Origin of the sequence: uncultured Modestobacter sp., from assembly GCF_947486615.1 — a bacterium.
GTDB lineage: Bacteria > Actinomycetota > Actinomycetes > Mycobacteriales > Geodermatophilaceae > Modestobacter.
The window spans coordinates 71,014-88,324 of record NZ_CANKUD010000007.1 but is presented as its reverse complement, the minus strand read 5'-3'; the positions used below and the strand labels follow the sequence as shown (position 1 = coordinate 88,324).

14 protein-coding genes are annotated in these 17,311 nt (G+C 74.4%); 3 read left to right on the top strand and 11 right to left on the bottom strand.

The genetic code is table 11. The features are described 5' to 3' along the window. The first annotated feature begins 128 nt into the window (after nucleotides 1-128). Nucleotides 129-1,028 carry an A/G-specific adenine glycosylase gene (locus Q1A09_RS14145; RefSeq protein ID WP_299955967.1) on the top strand — a complete coding sequence of 300 codons (900 nt, stop codon included), beginning with the start codon at nucleotides 129-131 and terminating at the stop codon, nucleotides 1,026-1,028. 146 nt (nucleotides 1,029-1,174) lie between these two features. On the opposite strand, the gene Q1A09_RS14140 is transcribed toward Q1A09_RS14145, so the two are convergent. From Q1A09_RS14140 to Q1A09_RS14100, 9 genes are all read right to left on the bottom strand, one after another. Next, a complete protein-coding gene (locus tag Q1A09_RS14140; RefSeq protein WP_299955966.1) occupies nucleotides 1,175-3,718 on the bottom strand; it encodes an ATP-dependent Clp protease ATP-binding subunit in 2,544 nt (847 codons plus the stop codon). Nucleotides 3,719-4,015: 297 nt separating this feature from the next. Continuing rightward, the gene (locus tag Q1A09_RS14135) at nucleotides 4,016-4,369 is read right to left on the bottom strand and encodes an Lsr2 family protein (RefSeq protein ID WP_299955964.1); all 354 of its coding nucleotides are present in this window, start codon (nucleotides 4,367-4,369) and stop codon (nucleotides 4,016-4,018) included. 142 nt (nucleotides 4,370-4,511) lie between these two features. Continuing rightward, the gene (lysS, locus tag Q1A09_RS14130) at nucleotides 4,512-6,017 is read right to left on the bottom strand and encodes a lysine--tRNA ligase (RefSeq protein WP_299955963.1); all 1,506 of its coding nucleotides are present in this window, start codon (nucleotides 6,015-6,017) and stop codon (nucleotides 4,512-4,514) included. Between the two features lie 10 nt (nucleotides 6,018-6,027). Beyond that, nucleotides 6,028-6,852 carry a type III pantothenate kinase gene (locus Q1A09_RS14125; protein WP_299955961.1) on the bottom strand — a complete coding sequence of 275 codons (825 nt, stop codon included), beginning with the start codon at nucleotides 6,850-6,852 and terminating at the stop codon, nucleotides 6,028-6,030. Between the two features lies 1 nt (nucleotide 6,853). Continuing rightward, nucleotides 6,854-7,807: a carboxylating nicotinate-nucleotide diphosphorylase gene (gene nadC / locus Q1A09_RS14120; protein WP_299955959.1), complete on the bottom strand. Its 954-nt coding sequence runs from the start codon at nucleotides 7,805-7,807 to the stop codon at nucleotides 6,854-6,856. Beyond that, a complete protein-coding gene (locus Q1A09_RS14115) occupies nucleotides 7,804-9,450 on the bottom strand; it encodes an L-aspartate oxidase (RefSeq protein WP_299955957.1) in 1,647 nt (548 codons plus the stop codon). Before Q1A09_RS14115 ends, nadC begins: the two co-directional genes overlap by 4 nt. A gap of 17 nt (nucleotides 9,451-9,467) precedes the next feature. Then, nucleotides 9,468-9,974, bottom strand: a complete 507-nt coding sequence (panD, locus tag Q1A09_RS14110; RefSeq protein WP_299955955.1) for an aspartate 1-decarboxylase — start codon at nucleotides 9,972-9,974, stop codon at nucleotides 9,468-9,470. Beyond that, nucleotides 9,971-10,825 carry a pantoate--beta-alanine ligase gene (gene panC / locus Q1A09_RS14105; protein WP_299955953.1) on the bottom strand — a complete coding sequence of 285 codons (855 nt, stop codon included), beginning with the start codon at nucleotides 10,823-10,825 and terminating at the stop codon, nucleotides 9,971-9,973. Before panC ends, panD begins: the two co-directional genes overlap by 4 nt. Continuing rightward, nucleotides 10,822-11,787: a Rossmann-like and DUF2520 domain-containing protein gene (locus Q1A09_RS14100; RefSeq protein ID WP_299955951.1), complete on the bottom strand. Its 966-nt coding sequence runs from the start codon at nucleotides 11,785-11,787 to the stop codon at nucleotides 10,822-10,824. The genes panC and Q1A09_RS14100 overlap by 4 nt, the downstream gene beginning before the upstream one ends. 312 nt (nucleotides 11,788-12,099) lie before the next feature. Between Q1A09_RS14100 and Q1A09_RS14095 the strand changes: the two genes are divergently transcribed. Beyond that, entirely contained in the window at nucleotides 12,100-12,852 is a 753-nt protein-coding gene (locus Q1A09_RS14095) for an SDR family oxidoreductase (protein ID WP_299955949.1), read from the top strand. Between the two features lie 94 nt (nucleotides 12,853-12,946). On the opposite strand, the gene Q1A09_RS14090 is transcribed toward Q1A09_RS14095, so the two are convergent. Beyond that, entirely contained in the window at nucleotides 12,947-15,277 is a 2,331-nt protein-coding gene (locus tag Q1A09_RS14090) for a DUF6779 domain-containing protein (protein ID WP_299955947.1), read from the bottom strand. A gap of 280 nt (nucleotides 15,278-15,557) precedes the next feature. On the opposite strand from Q1A09_RS14090, the gene Q1A09_RS14085 reads away from it, so the two are divergent. Continuing rightward, complete coding sequence (locus tag Q1A09_RS14085) at nucleotides 15,558-16,166, top strand: DUF1684 domain-containing protein (protein ID WP_299955945.1); 609 nt, start codon at nucleotides 15,558-15,560, stop codon at nucleotides 16,164-16,166. A gap of 109 nt (nucleotides 16,167-16,275) precedes the next feature. On the opposite strand, the gene Q1A09_RS14080 is transcribed toward Q1A09_RS14085, so the two are convergent. Then, on the bottom strand, nucleotides 16,276-17,289 hold the full coding sequence (locus tag Q1A09_RS14080) for a glycine betaine ABC transporter substrate-binding protein (protein WP_299955942.1): 1,014 nt from the start codon (nucleotides 17,287-17,289) through the stop codon (nucleotides 16,276-16,278). Between the last annotated feature and the right edge of the window lie 22 nt (nucleotides 17,290-17,311).

The window sequence follows — 17,311 nt, the reverse complement described above, 5'->3', positions numbered from 1 at the left end:
CCGGGGGGTGCGTCCTCCGGCCACCCGTCGCCCGCCGCGACTGCCCGGCGCGTGGTGACGCACCGTGGTGGGACGACCCGACCACCACCACGCCGGCGACCGCGCGGGCCGGGGCAGACTGGGTCCCTGTGAGCACTCCCCTGCCCGAGGCCGACGCCCCGGACGTCCCGGTCGGTGAGGTGGTCGTCGACTGGTACGCCGGCGCGGCCCGGGACCTGCCCTGGCGTACGCCCGGCATCGACCCGTGGGCGGTGCTGGTCAGCGAGGTGATGCTGCAGCAGACCCCGGTCGCCCGGGTCGAGCCGGTGTGGCGCGCGTGGCTGGAACGCTGGCCGACCCCTGCCCACCTGGCCGCCGCGTCCCCGGCCGACGTCATCCGGGCCTGGGGCAAGCTGGGCTACCCGCGGCGTGCCCTGCGGCTGCGGGAGGCCGCCGTCGCGATCAGCGAACGGCACGCCGGTGTCGTGCCGGCCGACGTCGCCGAGCTGGAGGCGCTGCCCGGGGTCGGCACCTACACCGCCCGGGCGGTCGCCTGTTTCGGGTACGGCACCCGCCAGCCGGTGGTGGACACCAACGTCCGCCGGGTCGTCGCCCGGCTGGTGCACGGCCGGGCAGAGGCGGCGCCGGCCCGCACCGCCGACCTCGCCGACATCGCCGCCCTGGCGCCGGTCGACGACGCCCGCGCCGTCCGGTTCTCGGTCGCGGTGATGGAGCTGGGGGCGCTCGTCTGCGTCGCCGGCACCCCGCGGTGCGGGGTCTGTCCGGTGCGCGAGCGCTGCGCCTGGCGGCTGGCCGGCTCCCCCGCCCATGACGGCCCCGCGCGGCGGGTGCAGAAGTTCGCCGGCACCGACCGGCAGGTCCGCGGGCGGCTGCTGGACGTGCTGCGCGCGGCACCCGAGCCGGTCCCGGCCGAGGCGCTCACCCCGGCCTGGGACGACGCCGCGCAGCGCTCCCGGTGCCTGGACTCACTGCTGGTCGACGGACTGGTCGAGCAGACCCCCGACGGCCGGTTCACGCTCCCCCACTGACCCACCCACCCGGCTCCGCGAGAGCGCGGTGCTTGATCGAGCGAAAGCGCGGGGGTTCCTGGCGTCGGCTGACACGACGAAGGGCCGCCCCCCGCAGCTGCGGAGGACGGCCCTTCGTCATGACCCGTCCGAGGACGGGCGTGTTGTCACTCGGCCTGGGCTGCCGCCGGCCCGTCGTCCTCGCCGTCGGCGCCGGTGAGGGCGACGGGCGGGGTGTCGGGCAGGTCGACCGGCTTGGCCTCACCACGGAAGGTGAAGGTCGAGGCGGTCGGGTCGGCGTTCTCCTCGACGTCCACCACGATGATCTGACCAGCGGTCAGCTCGCCGTAGAGGATCTTCTCCGAGAGCGCGTCCTCGATCTCCCGCTGGATGGTCCGGCGCAGCGGCCGGGCACCCAGGACCGGGTCGAAGCCACGGGCGGCGAGGAGCTTCTTCGCCGCCGGGGTGACCTCCAGGGACATGTCCTTGTTCGACAGCTGCGTCTCCAGCCGGGCGAGCATGAGGTCCACGATGTGGATGATCTCGTTCTCGGTGAGCTGGTGGAACACGACGATGTCGTCGATGCGGTTGAGGAACTCCGGCCGGAAGTGCTGCTTGAGCTCCTCGTTGACCTTGAGCTTCATCCGCTCGTAGTTGCTCTGGTTGTCGTTCCCGGCCTGGAAGCCGAGGCCGACGGCCTTGGAGATGTCCCGCGTACCGAGGTTCGTGGTCAGGATCAGGATCGTGTTCTTGAAGTCCACGATCCGGCCCTGGCCGTCGGTCAGCCGGCCGTCCTCCAGCACCTGGAGCAGCGTGTTGAAGACATCGGCGTGCGCCTTCTCGATCTCGTCGAAGAGGACCACCGAGAAGGGCTTGCGCCGCACCTTCTCGGTCAGCTGGCCACCCTCGTCGTAGCCGACGTAGCCGGGAGGGGCACCGACGAGCCGCGACACGGTGAACTTGTCGTGGAACTCGCCCATGTCGATCTGGATGAGGGCGTCGTCCTCGCCGAAGAGGAACTGCGCGAGCGCCTTGGCCAGCTCGGTCTTACCGACACCCGAGGGGCCGGCGAAGATGAACGAACCGCCGGGACGACGGGGGTCCTTGAGGCCCGCCCGCGTGCGCCGGATCGCCTGGCTGACGCTCTTGATGGCCTCTTCCTGGCCGATGATCCGCTTGTGGAGCTCGTCCTCCATGCGGAGCAGACGCGAGGTCTCCTCCTCGGTGAGCTTGAACACCGGGATGCCGGTCCAGTTGGCGAGGACCTCGGCGATCTGCTCGTCGTCGACCTCGGCGACGACGTCCATGTCGCCGGCCTTCCACTGCTTCTCGCGCTCGGCCTTCTCGCCCAGCAGCTGCTTCTCCGTGTCCCGGAGGGCAGCGGCCTTCTCGAAGTCCTGGGCGTCGATCGCCGACTCCTTCTCGCGGCGGATGCCGGCGATCCGGTCGTCGAACTCGCGCAGGTCCGGCGGGGCGGTCATCCGCTTGATGCGCATCCGGGCGCCGGCCTCGTCGATCAGGTCGATCGCCTTGTCCGGGAGGAAGCGGTCGGAGATGTACCGGTCGGCCAGCGTAGCGGCAGCCACCAGGGCGCTGTCGGTGATGCTGATCCGGTGGTGCGCCTCGTAGCGGTCGCGCAGGCCCTTGAGGATCTCCACCGTGTGGGCGAGGGTCGGCTCGCTGACCTGGATGGGCTGGAAGCGGCGCTCGAGAGCGGCGTCCTTCTCCAGGTGCTTGCGGTACTCGTCCAGCGTGGTCGCACCGATGGTCTGCAGCTCACCGCGGGCCAGCATCGGCTTGAGGATGCTCGCCGCGTCGATCGCGCCCTCGGCAGCGCCCGCCCCGACGAGGGTGTGGATCTCGTCGATGAACAGGATGATGTCGCCGCGGGTGCGGATCTCCTTGAGGACCTTCTTCAGCCGCTCCTCGAAGTCACCGCGGTAGCGGGAACCGGCGACGAGGGCGCCCAGATCGAGGGTGTAGAGCTGCTTGTCCTTCAGCGTCTCGGGCACCTCGCCCTTGACGATGGCCTGGGCCAGGCCCTCCACGGCGGCGGTCTTGCCGACGCCGGGCTCGCCGATGAGCACCGGGTTGTTCTTGGTGCGGCGGGAGAGCACCTGCATGACCCGCTCGATCTCCTTGGCCCGCCCGATGACCGGGTCGAGCTTGGAGTCGCGAGCGGCCTGGGTCAGGTTGCGGCCGAACTGGTCGAGGACCAGCGAGGTCGACGGGGTGCCCTCGGCGGGCCCGCCGGCGGCGGCCGGCTCCTTGCCCTGGTAACCGCTCAGCAGCTGGATGACCTGCTGGCGGACACGGTTGAGGTCGGCACCCAGCTTGACCAGGACCTGGGCGGCGACGCCCTCGCCCTCGCGGATCAGGCCGAGCAGGATGTGCTCGGTGCCGATGTAGTTGTGGCCGAGCTGCAGCGCCTCGCGCAGCGACAGCTCGAGGACCTTCTTGGCGCGCGGCGTGAAGGGGATGTGACCGGACGGGGCCTGCTGACCCTGGCCGATGATCTCCTCCACCTGCTGGCGGACGCCCTCCAGCGAGATGCCGAGGGACTCCAGCGCCTTGGCGGCGACACCCTCACCCTCGTGGATCAGGCCCAGGAGGATGTGCTCGGTGCCGATGTAGTTGTGGTTGAGCATCCGGGCCTCTTCTTGCGCCAGGACGACCACGCGACGGGCTCGGTCGGTGAACCGTTCGAACATCTGCTGTATCTCCCTCTGACCGGCTGGACCTGCTGTGCTCGTGTCCCCAGCAGGGGACGGTGGACACCCGACGTACGTCGGCGCGCTGGGGCACCGGTCGTTCCACTGTAGTTCGCACCACCCGATCGGCGTCGAGACGAGGCCGTCGGACCGCTCGGAGGGCTCGATGGAGACAACTGTCGTCCCAGGAGTGGTGTTCCGCCGCGGTTACGCCGTCAGCGGACGCACGACGGCCCGGCACCTCGATGAGGTGCCGGGCCGTCGTGATGCCCCTCCTGCAGACAGGAGGGTTCTTCGTCAGTGCGCGGCCTCGTAGGCCTCGACGACGCTGGCCGGGATGCGGCCGCGGTCGCTGACCTCGTGCCCGTTCTTGCGCGCCCAGTCGCGGATCGCGCCGGCCTGCTCGCGGTCCATCCGGCCACCGCCGCCGGTCGCGCGGGAACGGCCGGCACCGGAGGCGCGGGTGCCGCGGCTGCTCACCTTGCGAGCGGCCGAGACGTACTTCCCGAAGACGTCACGCATCTCCGAGGCGTTCTTCTCCGACAGGTCGATCTCGTACGTCGTCCCGTCGAGGGCGAAGGTGACCGTCTCGTCAGCGGAGATGCTGTCGTCGAGGTCGTCGCTCAGGATCACCTGGACCTTGCGTGCCATTTGTCTGCTCACTCCTGTTGCTACGGGCATGTGGACCGTCGAAATTGCTGCCCCGTGTTCGACGCCAGCCATTGCACCACAGTGGGTGCCAATTCCGCCAATCCCGTTGCATTTCCCCAGGAGAATGACCCGGACAGGTGACCTATTGGTGCAGTGGGCGCACCAAGGGGAACAGGATCGTCTCCCTGATGCCGAGTCCGGTGAGGGTCATCATCAAGCGGTCGATCCCCATGCCGACACCCGCGGTGGGCGGCATCCCGTACTCGAGCGCCTCGAGGAAGTCCTCGTCCAGCTGCATCGCCTCGGCGTCACCGGCCGCGGCCAGCAGTGCCTGCTGGGTGAGGCGCTCCCGCTGGACGACCGGGTCGACCAGCTCCGAGTAGCCGGTGCCGCGCTCGATCCCGCCGATGTAGAGGTCCCACTTCTCCGCCACGCCGGGGTCGGTGCGGTGGGCGCGGGTCAGCGGCGAGGTGTCGATCGGGTAGTCGATGACGAAGGTCGGCGCCTGGAGGGTGTGCTGCACCAGTGCCTCGAACAGCTCCTCGACGACCTTGCCGGGCAACCAGGCAGGGTCGACGCCCACCTCGTGCCGGGCGGCGATCTCACGCAGCCGCTCGACCGGGGTCTGCGGGGTGACCTCCTCGCCGACGGCATCCGAGACCACCGAGTACAGCTTGACCTGCGGCCATTCCCCGGAGAGGTCGACCTCGGTGCCGTCGTTGTGTCGCGCCACGTGGTCGCCGAACAGGGCCGCACAGCATTCCTGGACGAGTTCCCGGGTGATGCGGGCGCCGTCGGTGTAATCGCCGTGGGCGGCATAGAACTCGAGCATCGCGAACTCCGGCGAGTGCGAGGAGTCGGCGCCCTCGTTGCGGAAGTTCCGGTTGATCTCGAACACCCGGTCGAGCCCGCCGACGATGCAGCGCTTGAGGAACAACTCGGGGGCGATGCGCAGGTAGAGGTCGAGGTCGAACGCGTTCATGTGCGTGCGGAACGGCCGGGCGGTGGCGCCACCGTGCACGGTCTGCAGCATCGGCGTCTCGACCTCGAGGAACTGCCGCCGGGTCAGCCCGGCCCGCAGCGTGGCGTTCACGGTCGCGCGCTGGGCGACGGTGCGGCGGGCCTCGTCGCGCACGATGAGGTCGACGTAGCGGCGGCGGACCCGCAGCTCCTCGCTCATCGGCTTGTGCGCCACCGGCAACGGCCGCAGCGCCTTGGCCGCCAGCTGCCACGAGTCGGCGAACACCGACAGCTCGCCGCGCCGCGACGTCCCGACCTCGCCGGTGACGAGCACGTGGTCACCCAGGTCGACGTCGGCCTTCCAGGCCGCGAGCGCTTCCTCGCCGACCCGGTCGATCGACAGCATGACCTGCAGCTCGGTGTCGCCCTCGCGGAGCGTGGCGAAGCAGAGCTTGCCGGTGTTCCGGGAGAAGATCACCCGCCCGGTCACGCCGACCTGGTCGCCGGTCATCGTGTCCGGCTCCAGGTCGGGGTGCGCGGCACGGACGTCCGCCAGGCCCGTCGTCCGGGCGACGGTCACCGGGTAGGGGTCGATGCCGGCCTCGCGCAGCCGGTCCAGCTTGGCCCGCCGGACCCGCAGCTGCTCCGGGAGTTCGTCGTCGGGCAGGCTGGACGGTTCCTCACTCACGGGGGCGAGCCTACGGGCGACCGGACGACGCCCCGCCACCGCTGGCCCCACCGGAGGACCGGTGGCGGGCGAAGGCCAGCCGCAGGCCGTGCACGGTGAGATCCGGCTCACGCTCCCCGATCGACCGACAGCTGTCCGCGATCAGCCGGTGCAGCCCGCCGGTGGCCACCACCAGCGGAGCCGCCCCGAACTGGACGACCAGCTCGGCGGCGATCCGGTCGACCAGCCCGTCCACCAGGCCGGCGAAGCCCAGGACCAGCCCGGACTGCAGCGCGGCCACGGTGTTCTTCCCGATCGCCTGCGGCGGCACGCTGAGCTCCACCGACCGCAGCTGGGCGGCACGGGTGGCCAGCGCCTCCAGGCTCACCTCCACCCCGGGGGCCAGCGCACCGCCCAGGAACTGCCCGTCCGGACCGACCGCGTCCACGTTGGTCGAGGTGCCGAAGTCGACGACCACGACCGGCCGGCCGGTGCCGTCGGGGCGCCGCCCGTACAGCTCGTGGGCGGCCAGCGCGGTGACCACGCGGTCGGCGCCCACCTCGCGCGGGTTGTCCACGTGCAGCGGCACGCCGGTGCGCACCCCCGGCCCGATCAGCGTCACCGGGACGGCGAGCCGGTCCAGCAGCTGGCGCAACGCGGGCAGCAGGGCCGGGACGGTCGAGCAGGCGGCCACGCCGGTCACCTCGGTGTCGCGCAGCAGCGCCCGCCACAGCATGTGCAGCTCGTCGGCGGTGGCGTGCGGGGCGGTGGTCACCCGCCAGCAGTCGACCCGGCGGTCGCCGTCGAAGGTGGCCAGCACCGTCTGGCTGTTGCCGACGTCCACGGTGAGCAGCACGTCAGTCCGTCCGCAGGTCGAGCGCCAGATCGAGGATCGGCGAGGAGTGCGTGAGCGCGCCGACGGAGAGGTAGTCGATGCCGGTGTCGGCGACCTCCCGCGCGACGTCGAGGGTCAGCCCGCCGGTGGCCTCCAGGTCGACGTCCAGGTCACCCACCAGCGCGACGGCCTGCCGCAGCTGGTCGGGGGTCATGTTGTCCAGCAGCAGGAAGTCCGCGCCCGCGTCGATCGCCTCGCCGACCTGGTCCAGGGTGTCGCACTCGACCTGCACGGTGACCCGGGGTGCGCGCTCGCGGACCAGCGCCACGGCCGCGGCCACCGAGCCGGCCGCGGCGACGTGGTTGTCCTTGACCATCGCCACGTCGTAGAGGCCCATCCGCTTGTTCGACCCGCCGCCGCAACGCACCGCGTACTTCTCCAGTGGCCGCAGCCCCGGCGTGGTCTTGCGGGTGTCCAGGACGACGGCGCCGGTGCCGGCCACCGCGTCGACCCAGGCCCGGGTGGCGGTGGCGATGCCGCTGGCCCGGCTGGCGATGTTCAGCGCGCTGCGCTCGGCCGCCAGCAACGCGCGCACCGGACCGCGCACGGTGAGCAGCACGTCGCCGCGGCGCACCCGGTCGCCGTCCGCTGCGCCGGCGGTGAGGGTCGCGCCGGGGGCCAGCCGGGTGAACACCCGGGCGGCCACCGGGAGCCCGGCGACGACGCCGTCGGCGCGAGCGACCAGGTCCGCGGTGCCGAACCGGGTGCCGGGCACGGTGGCGGCGCTGGTCACGTCGTAGCCGACGGCGACGTCGGGGGCGCTGGGCAGCGGGGCGCCGCCGGTGAGGTCCTCGGTGAGGGTCCGTTCGACCAGCTCGCCGACCCAGCCGGCGTCCAGCCCGGTGCCGGTCAGGTCGGTGGGGTCGGAGGGCAGCGCGCGGGTCGCCGGTGTGGTCACCGGGTCATGCTCGCTCACCAGTCCACCGCCACGGGGGTGCCGACCGGACGGCGGGTCAGCTGCACCACGCCGTCGGCGTCCAGCCGGACGTCCAGGTGCACCCGCCAGTCGTCGGTGGCGTCGGGGTGGTCCTCCCGCCAGTGGCAGCCGCGGGTCTCCTGCCGGGCCGCGGCCGCGGCGGTGATCGCGGTGGCCACGGTGAGCAGGTCGGTGGTCTCCCAGCCGGGCACCCCCGGGACGGCGGTGGTCCGCTCGGCCAGCGCCGCCAGCCGGCCGGCCGCCTCGGCGAGCCCCGCGCCGCTGCGCAGCGCGGCGACCCGGGCGGACATGGTCGCGGTCAGCGGGCCGCGGGCGGCGACGTCGACCAGGCCCTCGGGCCGGTCGTCGGCCGGGGCGTCCGGGGCGGGCACCGGCAGCTCCCGGGCCAGCGCCGCACCGATCCGACCGGCGAAGACCAGGCCCTCCAGCAGCGAGTTCGACGCCAGCCGGTTGGCCCCGTGCACACCGGTGCAGGCGACCTCGCCGCAGGCGTAGAGCCCCGGGACGGTGGTGCGGCCGGTCAGGTCGGTGGCCAGCCCCCCGGAGGCGTAGTGCGCGGCGGGGGTGACCGGCACCAGGTCGGTGACCGGGTCGATGCCGGCCGCCCGGCAGCGGGCCACGATGGTCGGGAAGCGGTCGGCGAGGCCGGGGACCGCGCGGGCGTCCAGCCAGACGTGGTCGACGCCGTCGCGCAGCTGCACCCGGGTGATCGCCTTGGCCACCACGTCGCGCGGCGCCAGCTCGGCCAGCGGGTGCACCCCGGGCATGAACCGCTCACCGGCGCCGTCCCGCAGCAGGGCGCCCTCCCCGCGCAGCGCCTCGCTGACCAGCGGCTGCTGCCCGCGGGCGTCCGGGCCCAGGTAGAGCGACGTGGGGTGGAACTGCACGAACTCCAGGTCGGTGGCGACCGCCCCGGCGCGCAGACCGAGGGCCACCCCGTCGCCGGTGGAGACGCCCGGGTTGGTGGTCGCGGCGTAGACCTGCCCCATGCCACCGGTGGCCAGCACCACCGCCCGGGAGCGCACCGCACCCACGCCGTCCGCGCTGCCCTCGCCCAGCACGTGCAGGGTCACCCCGGCGGCCCGCCCGGCGGCGTCCCGCACCAGGTCGAGCACCATCGCGTGCTCGACCAGCGTCACCCCGGGGTCGGCGGCCACCGCGTCGCGCAGCGCGCGCTGCACCTCGGCGCCGGTGGCGTCGCCGCCGGCGTGCACGATCCGGTCGGTGGAGTGCCCGCCCTCCCGGGTCAGCAGCAGCCGGCCGGTCGGGTCGCGGTCGAAGGCGGCGCCCCAGCTGATCAGCTGGTGCAGCCGCTCCGGCCCCTCGGTGACCAGCGCCTGGACCGCGGCCGGGTCGCACAGCCCGACCCCGGCCACCTCGGTGTCCTGGGCGTGGGCGGCCGGGGTGTCGGCCGGGTCGAGGACGGCGGCGATCCCGCCCTGCGCCCAGCGGGTGGAGCCGTCGTCCACCTCGACCTTGGTGACGACGGCGACCGACAGCCCGGCGGCGCGGGCGTGCAGCGCCACGCAGAGCCCGGCGACCCCGGACCCCACCACGCAGACGTCCGCGGTCAGCTCCCAGCCCGGGACCGGGGCGCGCAGCCGCAGGGGCAGGCCGGTCACCGGCTCCGCGGCGGGGGTCACCGGATCGGGACGCCGAGCGGTGGAAGGACCCCGTCCTGCCCTCCGCTCGCAGGCTCGCGAGGGAACCCGGGACGGGGCCGAGGACGCTCGACCGCCAGCGGGCTCCGTTCGTGGTCCTCGGCCCCGGGCACCGGGGCGGAGGGGTCGGCGCCCAGCTCGACGACGCGGTTGTCGCCGTCCACGTGCACGACCTTCGGGAGGTACGACTTCGCCTCGGTCTCGTCCATCAGGCCGTAGCTGATCAGGATCACCAGGTCACCGGGGTGCACCAGGTGCGCCGCGGCGCCGTTGATGCCGAGCACGCCGGTCCCCCGCTCCCCGGGGATCACGTAGGTCTCCAGCCGGGCGCCGTTGGTCACGTCGACGATCGCCACCTGCTCGCCGACCAGCAGGTCGGCGGCGTCCATCAGGTCCTCGTCGACGGTGACCGACCCGACGTAGTGCAGGTCGGCCTGGGTCACCGTGGCGCGGTGGATCTTGCTCTTGAGCATGGTGCGCATCATCGGGGACTCCCCAGTTCTACGGCCGTGTTGTCGATCAGTCGGGTGCTGCCGGCGCGGGCGGCGACCAGCAGTCGAGCGGGGCCGGTGGCGGGTGCCGGTCCCAGGTCTGGATCGGTCAGTTCCAGGTAGTCCTGAAGCAGACCGGGCGCGGCGGCCAGCACCTCCCGGGCGGCGGCGAGGACGGCGCCGGCACCGTCCGGCCCGGCGGCGGCACCGGCCCGGAGTGCCCTGGACAACGCCGCCGCGGTGCTGCGCTGTTCCGGGGAGAGGTAGCGGTTGCGGGAGCTCAGCGCCATGCCGTCGTCCTCGCGGACCGTGGGCACCCCGACGACCTCGGTGCCCAGCGCCAGCTCGCGGGCCATCGCCCGGATCAGCGTGAGCTGCTGGTAGTCCTTCTCGCCGAACACCGCGACGTCGGGGCGGACCAGCCCGAACAGCTTCGCCACCACGGTGAGCACGCCGGCGAAGTGGCCGGGCCGGACGGCGCCCTCGAGGACGTCGCCCAGCGGGCCGGGCTGCACGGTCACGCCCAGCGGCCCGGGCGGGTAGACCTCGTCGACCGGCGGGTGGAAGACCAGGTCGGCGCCCTCCTCGGCCAGCGCGGCGAGGTCGGCGTCCCAGGTGCGGGGGTAGCGGTCGAAGTCCTCCCCCGGCCCGAACTGGGTGGGGTTGACGAACACCGAGACGACCACGCTGCCGCCGCGTTCCCGGGCGGCGCGCACCAGCGTGCGGTGCCCCTCGTGCAGCGCGCCCATGGTCGGCACGAGCACCACCGGGCCGGGCAGCTCCGCGCGGCGGGCCTGCAGCTCGGCGGTGGTCTCGGCGACCGCCGGGCGGGTCGTGACGGTCATCGCGCGGCCTCCTCGGCCGAGTCGAGCAGGTCCAGCAGCGGCGTCCCCTCGTGCCGGCGGAGCCGGCCCGACGCCAGCGCCCGCTCGGTGGTCCGCCGGGCCATGGCCACGTAGGCGTCGACCGAGGACGGCGCCCGCTCGGTGAGCGTCTGCAGGTGGGCGGCGACCGTGCCGACGTCCCCCCGGCTGACCGGGCCGGTGAGCGCCTGGTCACCGCGGCGCAGACCGCCCTCCAGCGCGGCGGTCAGCAGCGGGGTGAGCACCCGGGCCGGGTCGTCGACTCCGGCGGTGCGCAGCAGGTCGGCGGCCTCGGCGACCAGGGTGACCAGGTGGTTGGCGCCGGTGACCAGGGCCACGTGCCAGAGCCCGCGGTCGCCCTCGGCGACCCAGACCGGCTCGCCGCCCATCTCCAGCACGAGGGTCTCGGCGACGGCCCGGTGCTCCGGCCGGCTGGTCACGCCGAAGGGTGCGGCCACCAGCCGGTCGAGGTCCTCGGGCCCGCCGGAGAAGGTCATCACCGGGTGCAGCGCGAGGGAGAGGACGCCGGCGCGCTCGGCCGGCGCCAGGACGGCGAGGCCGTGCGCGCCCGAGGTGTGGAAGAGCAGCTGGCCGCGGCGCCACGCGCCGGTCTCGGCCAGCCCGGTGACCAGCCCGGACAACGTGTCGTCGGGGACGGCGAGCACGACCAGGTCGCTGGTGGCGACCACCTCGTCGGCGGGGCGCAGGGGGACGCCGGGCAGCAGCCGGGCGGCGCGCCGCTGCGAGTCGGTGGACAGGCCGGCGGCGGCGACCACGTCGTGGCCCGCGGCGGCGAGCGCGGCGCCGAGCACGGCGCCGACCCGGCCGGCGCCGACGACGCCCACCCGGAGGCGGGCGGGGGCAGCCGCGGCGGGGAGCAGCCCGGCGGCGGGCAGGACGGCTGGGCGCGTGCGGTCGGCCGCGCGCGGGGGACGGTTCGACATCCCGGTGCACCTCTCGTTCCAGTCCCTGGCGGGTACCGGACTCGGATCGCGTCGGCCCACGTCGTCGTGGACCGGGGTGGAGCTGGTGGTGCGGTGGCGCTGGAGAGCCGGCGGTTCGGTCCGCTGCGGCCACCGGGAGGTGTGCCACGCGGAGGTTGCCGCCGGAGGCGAGTCTGTGCCTCCCCGGTGCCCCCGGCAACGCTGCCGGGGTGTGTCCTGACTCACCCGGGCGCCCGGACGCCCGGCCGCACGGCCCGTTACGTTGAGCCGGCGCCGGCAGCGGAGCCGGCTCGGACCAGCAGGAGGAGCACGGTGAGCAGCTTCGAGGGACGCACCGCACTGGTGACCGGTGCGAGCCGGGGCATCGGTCTCGGCATCGCCCAGGCACTGGTCGACCGCGGCGCCCGGGTGGTGATCACCGCCCGCAAGCCCGAGGCGCTCGCCGAGGCGGTGGAGACCCTCGGCGGCCCGGAGAAAGCGGTCGCCGTCGCGGGCAACGCCGGGGACGCCGAGCACCGGGCGGAGGCCGTCCGCACCGCGATCGACACCTTCGGCAGCCTGGACGTGCTGGTCGGCAACGTCGGCATCAACCCGGTCTTCGGGCCGCTGATGGACGCCCCGCTGGAGGCCTTCCGCAAGATCCTGGACACCAACGTCGTCTCCAGCCTCGGCCTGGTGCAGGAGGCCTGGAAGGCGTGGATGTCCGAGCACGGCGGCTCGGTGCTGATCGTGGCGTCGGTGGCCGGGCTCAAGTCCAGCGAGGGCATCGCCGCCTACGGGGTCAGCAAGGCCGCGCTGATCAACCTGACCACGCAGCTGGCCGTGGAGCTGGGCCCGAAGGTGCGGGTCAACGCCGTCGCCCCGGCCGTGGTGAAGACCCGGTTCGCCGAGGCGCTGTTCACCGGCCGCGAGGACGAGCTGGGCGGCCAGTACCCGGTCGGCCGGCTCGGCGTGCCCGAGGACATCGGCGAGGCGGCCGCCTACCTGCTCAGCGACCAGGCGGGCTGGGTCACCGGTCAGACGCTGGTGCTCGACGGCGGCGCGCTCTCCCGCGGCCCGATCTGAAGAAGGACCCCCTTGCCCCCCACCACTCGCGAGCTCGCGGCGGGGCCCTGCAAGGGGGCCGCCGGGGGCCGAGGGCTGGGATGGTGAGAGCCGGCTACCGCTGGCCGAGCACCCGGGCGAGGACGTCGTCGGCGGCGTCCTCGCCCTCCTCGCGGTAGCGGCGCCGCCGGGACCGCGCACCGCTGGGCGCCTCGACCCCGCTCTCGGCCAGGATCTGCTCCAGCCGCGCGTGGCCCTGCGCTCCGGGCTCCGCCACCGGCGGTGCCGGGTCCGGCGTGGCCGTCGGGCCCTCGGCGGATCCGGACCACGACGGTGCCGACCACGCCTCTGCCGGGCTGTCGGACCAGGACGACGCCCCCGTCGAGGGCGCCGGCTCGGTGCCCGCACCGTGGGACACCCGCCGCCAGGACGGTTCGTCGTCGGACGGCGTCCCCCACGACGGAGTCGAGTGCGCCGGGGTGTCGTGGGACGGGGCCCCGGACGACGGGGACCCCCACGACGACTCCCCGGACGACTCCGCGTACGACGACTCCCCGTACGAGGACACCTCGGACGAGGGCTGCTCGGACGAGGGCTGCTCGGACGAGGGCTGCTCGGACGACGGCGCGCCCCACGACGACGCGGTCCAGGACGGTTCCTCGTCGGTGACGGACCCGTACGAGGGGTCCCACGACGACGCCCCGGTGGACGAGGACTCCCAGGACGACGTGCCCTGCCGGGACCCCTCGGAAGAGGGCGAGTCCCACGACGACGCCCCGTGGGACACGTCAGCCGGAGTCGTCCCCCACGAGGGCGCTCCCCACGAGGGCGTCTCCCACGCGGGCGTCCCGCTGGCGGGGGCGGCGTGCGACGCCCCGGGGACCCGGTCGGTCGCCCACCCGTCGGACGACGGCAGCTCCACCGACCGCGACCCCCACGACGGCGTCTCGTCGACCGACCCCGGTGCCTGCTCCCAGGACGACTGGTCCCAGGACCGCGACTCCCACGGCGCGGGCGTCTCCCCCGTGGACCCGACCGCCGCCGAACCGGTCGCAGCCGCCGGGGCGACCGACTCCTGCGCTAGCGGGCTCGACTCCCACCAGGGCGTCTCGGCGGGTGTCTCGGCGGGTGTCTCGGCGTCGCTCGCCGTCGGCGTCCAGGTCGCCCAGGCCGGCCGATCGGCCGCGGCGCCCGGGGTCTGCTCGGCCGCGGCGTGGCTGCGCCGGGGCCCTACGGGGCGGGCCGTGCCCTCGTCCTCCGGTTCGGCGGCCCGGCGGTGCCGGCGCCGCGGCGGGTCGACCGAGACCACCGGTGCCGGCTCGCGGGACAGCACGGGCTCGCGGGGCGGTGCGGGCGGCGGGACAGCCGGGAGGCCGCCCATCGAGCGGCCGACCTCGCGCAGCACCGCCGCGTCGGGCAGCATCTCGTCCCGGCGTGCGTCGTCCCCGCGTGCATCGTCCCCGCGTGCATCGTCCCGACGGTCGTCGTCGATCAGGGACCTGTCGCCCAGCCACTCCAGCGGTGACTTGGGGCTGGGCTCGACCCAGGGCTCCAGCACCGACTCCTCGACCAGCCACGCCAACGGGGAGGGCGGCGGCTCGGCCGCCCGGCGCGGCGCAGCGGCCGGGGGCACCGGCGGCTGGGGCACCGCGATCACCCGCGGCGCGGGGTCGGCGGGAGCGGGCGTCACGGCGGCGAGGTCGACCCGGGTGGACTCCCAGGAGTCGACGTCCCAGCCGACCGCCGGTGACTCCCAGGGCGAGACGTCCAGCGACCGCGGGCTGCCGGCCTCCGGGGAGGGGTGAGCCGGCCCGCGGACCGACTGGGCGCGCATGACCATGCGCTCGACCAGCAGCTCGCCGGACAGCTGCTCGGTCAGCTCGCTGCGCATCCGGCCCAGGTCGGCGCGCAGCTCCGCCAGCCCGGCGAGCTCGGCGCGCACCTGGCCGAGCTCGGCCAGCTCGCCACGGATCTCGGTGAGCGCCCGCAGCTCGGTGCGCAGTTCGGTCACCGCGGCGAGGTCCTGCTCCAGGCGGGAGAGCCCGGCGAGCTCGCTGCGCAGCCGGGTCAGCTCGCCACGCATCCCCTGCTCGGCCTCCTGCCGCAGCCGGCTCTCCAGCTCGAGCTGGTGCTCGTGCCGGGCGGCGACCTCGCGCTCCAGCTCCAGCTCGTAGGCGTGGCGGAGCTCCGCCTCGCGGGCCGCGGCGGCCGCCTGGTCGCCGCGACGGCTGCTGGCCAGGAAGGCGGCGATGACGAAGGCCCAGCAGACCGCGAGCAGGGCGACCCGCAGGTACAGGGGGTCGTCGGTGAAGAAGACCGCGACGGTCGCGCCGCCGGCCAGGACCAGGCCGGCAGCCAGCCAGCCGCGCCGGCCCGACGGGCTCACCAGGTCGTCGCCGGGCTCCGGCAGCTCGGGCAGCGGCCGGTCCACGGCAGGGCGGTCCACGACAGGGCGGCCCACAGCAGGGCGGCCGACGACGGCTCGGCCCACGGCCGGGCGGTCGGCCTGGAGGGGCTCGGCCTGGAAGGGCTCGGCGACGGGACGAGGGGTGGGCCGTGCGGCACCCGGGCGCTGCGGGACCGGTGGGAGGGGTCCTCGACCGGGACCGCTGTCGTCCCGACGACCTGCCATGGCCGTCACCTTACGGTGACCGACCGCGTTCGCGGCGTCATCCGCGCCGGTGGCGCAGCAGGTCAGCTACCCGGACGGTGGCAGGGTGGGGCCGGTGACCCTCTCCTTGCTGGACTGGCGGCGCCGGGTGGCCGCGCTGTACACCGACGTCCGCGCCGCCGACGACCCCGAGGCCGGCTGGCACACCTGGCGGGCCGGCCGCGACGCACTGCTCGCCGGGCACCCCGACTCCCCGCTGGACGCGGCGGCCCGGGACGCCTTCGCCGGTCTGCCGTTCGCCCCCTACGACCCCGGCCTGCGCTTCGTCGTCCCGCTGGACACCGACGTGGATCCCGAGCGCCGGGAGGTGCCGACCGCCGCCGACGGCGTCGTGGTGCTGGACCGGATCGGCCGGGTGACCCTCGGCGACGTCGGCCGGCTGGACGTCTGGTGGATCGGTGGCTACGCCGGCGGGGTGTTCCTGCCCCTGCGCGACGGCACCGCCGGGACGACGACCTACGGCGGCGGCCGCTACCTGCTCGACACGATCAAGAGCGCCGACCTCGGCGGCGACGGCGGCCGGCTGGTGGTGGACCTCAACTTCGCCTACCACCCCTCCTGCGCCTACGACCCGCGCTGGACCTGCCCGCTGGCCCCGGAGGGCAACCGGGTGGAGACCCCGGTCGCCGCCGGGGAGCAGCTGCCGCCCGGCGGCTGGTACTGACACGACGAAGGCCCGCTCCGCGAGGGAGCGGGCCTTCGTCGTGTCAGTCGGCCCCCTTGCAGGGTCCCGCCGCGAGCCTGCGAGCAATGGGGGGCAAGGGGGCCCTTCGTCAGCCCTGGGCGAGCGCGCCGTCGGAGCTGAAGACCAGGCCGATCGAGACCTCGCCCTGCTGGATGGCGGCCTTGGTCAGCGGGCCGCCCTCGTCGTACTCCTGGAAGCCAGCGAACTCCAGGTCGTAGGTCTGCTCCAGGCCGGGCTGGCACTGAGGCCGGGTAGGACACTCCCCTGGGCCACCGAGCAGCAGGGACCCGTCCCCGCAGGCGTCGGCCAACTCCGAGAGGGTGCTGACCCCGAGCTGGTCGGCGAACGCGGTGGTCACCGCGAAGGCGTTCTGGTCGGCGGCCTCGGCCGGCTCGCCGAACACCAGCCCGGCTTGCTCGGCCAGTGGGGTGAGCGCGGCGAGGGTCTCGTCGACGTCACCGGAGGCGACTCCCTCAGCCTCGGTACCGTTGAGCTGGCGGTTGAGGATGTCCGTGACGGTGGCCAGGTACTCCGGGAATGCCTGGATCTCGCCCCGCTGCAGGGCAGGCAGGTAGAGCTCGCGGTTGCCCACGGTCTGCACGCTGGCGGTGAAGCCGGCGGCGTTCAGCACGTCGGCGTAGACGTTGGCCAGCACCTGCGACTCGGTGAAGCCGGCGGCGCCGACCACGATCGGGCCGCTGCCGCCGGAGACGCCGGCATCCAGGCCCTGCTCGGCGACGTAGGCCGCGGCGACGTCCTCGGCGCTCTGCCGCTGCACGTCGACGGCGGCGTTCATCTCGACCAGCTGCTCGGTGGTGAGCACCTCGGAGACGCTGTTCAGCGTCTCCAGCAGCGCCGGGTTCGCCGCGGCAGCCTCGGCGTTGACCGCCGGGATGATGTTGTCGGCGTTCTGCAGCTGCTGGTCGTCGTCGAGCACCACCAGCTGGTCGCCGGCGACCGGCGCGCAGGCGTCGCCGGCGGCTGCGGAACCGCCGCCGTCGGCGCTGCCACCGGTGCCGGAGGAGCCGGACTCACCGCACGCAGCGGTGGTGAGGACGGCGGCCAGTGCGAGAGGTGTCAGGAAGTGGGCGCGTGCACGCATCAGCTCCGCCTTCTGTGTCCCG

Coding starts and splice junctions, on each gene's coding strand:
- Q1A09_RS14140 (WP_299955966.1), bottom strand. CDS start 3,718: ATGTTCGAACGGTTCACCGACCGAGCCCGTCGCGTGGTCGTCCTGGCG.
- Q1A09_RS14135 (WP_299955964.1), bottom strand. CDS start 4,369: ATGGCACGCAAGGTCCAGGTGATCCTGAGCGACGACCTCGACGACAGC.
- panD (WP_299955955.1), bottom strand. CDS start 9,974: ATGATGCGCACCATGCTCAAGAGCAAGATCCACCGCGCCACGGTGACC.
- panC (WP_299955953.1), bottom strand. CDS start 10,825: ATGACCGTCACGACCCGCCCGGCGGTCGCCGAGACCACCGCCGAGCTG.
- Q1A09_RS14100 (WP_299955951.1), bottom strand. CDS start 11,787: ATGTCGAACCGTCCCCCGCGCGCGGCCGACCGCACGCGCCCAGCCGTC.
- Q1A09_RS14080 (WP_299955942.1), bottom strand. CDS start 17,289: ATGCGTGCACGCGCCCACTTCCTGACACCTCTCGCACTGGCCGCCGTC.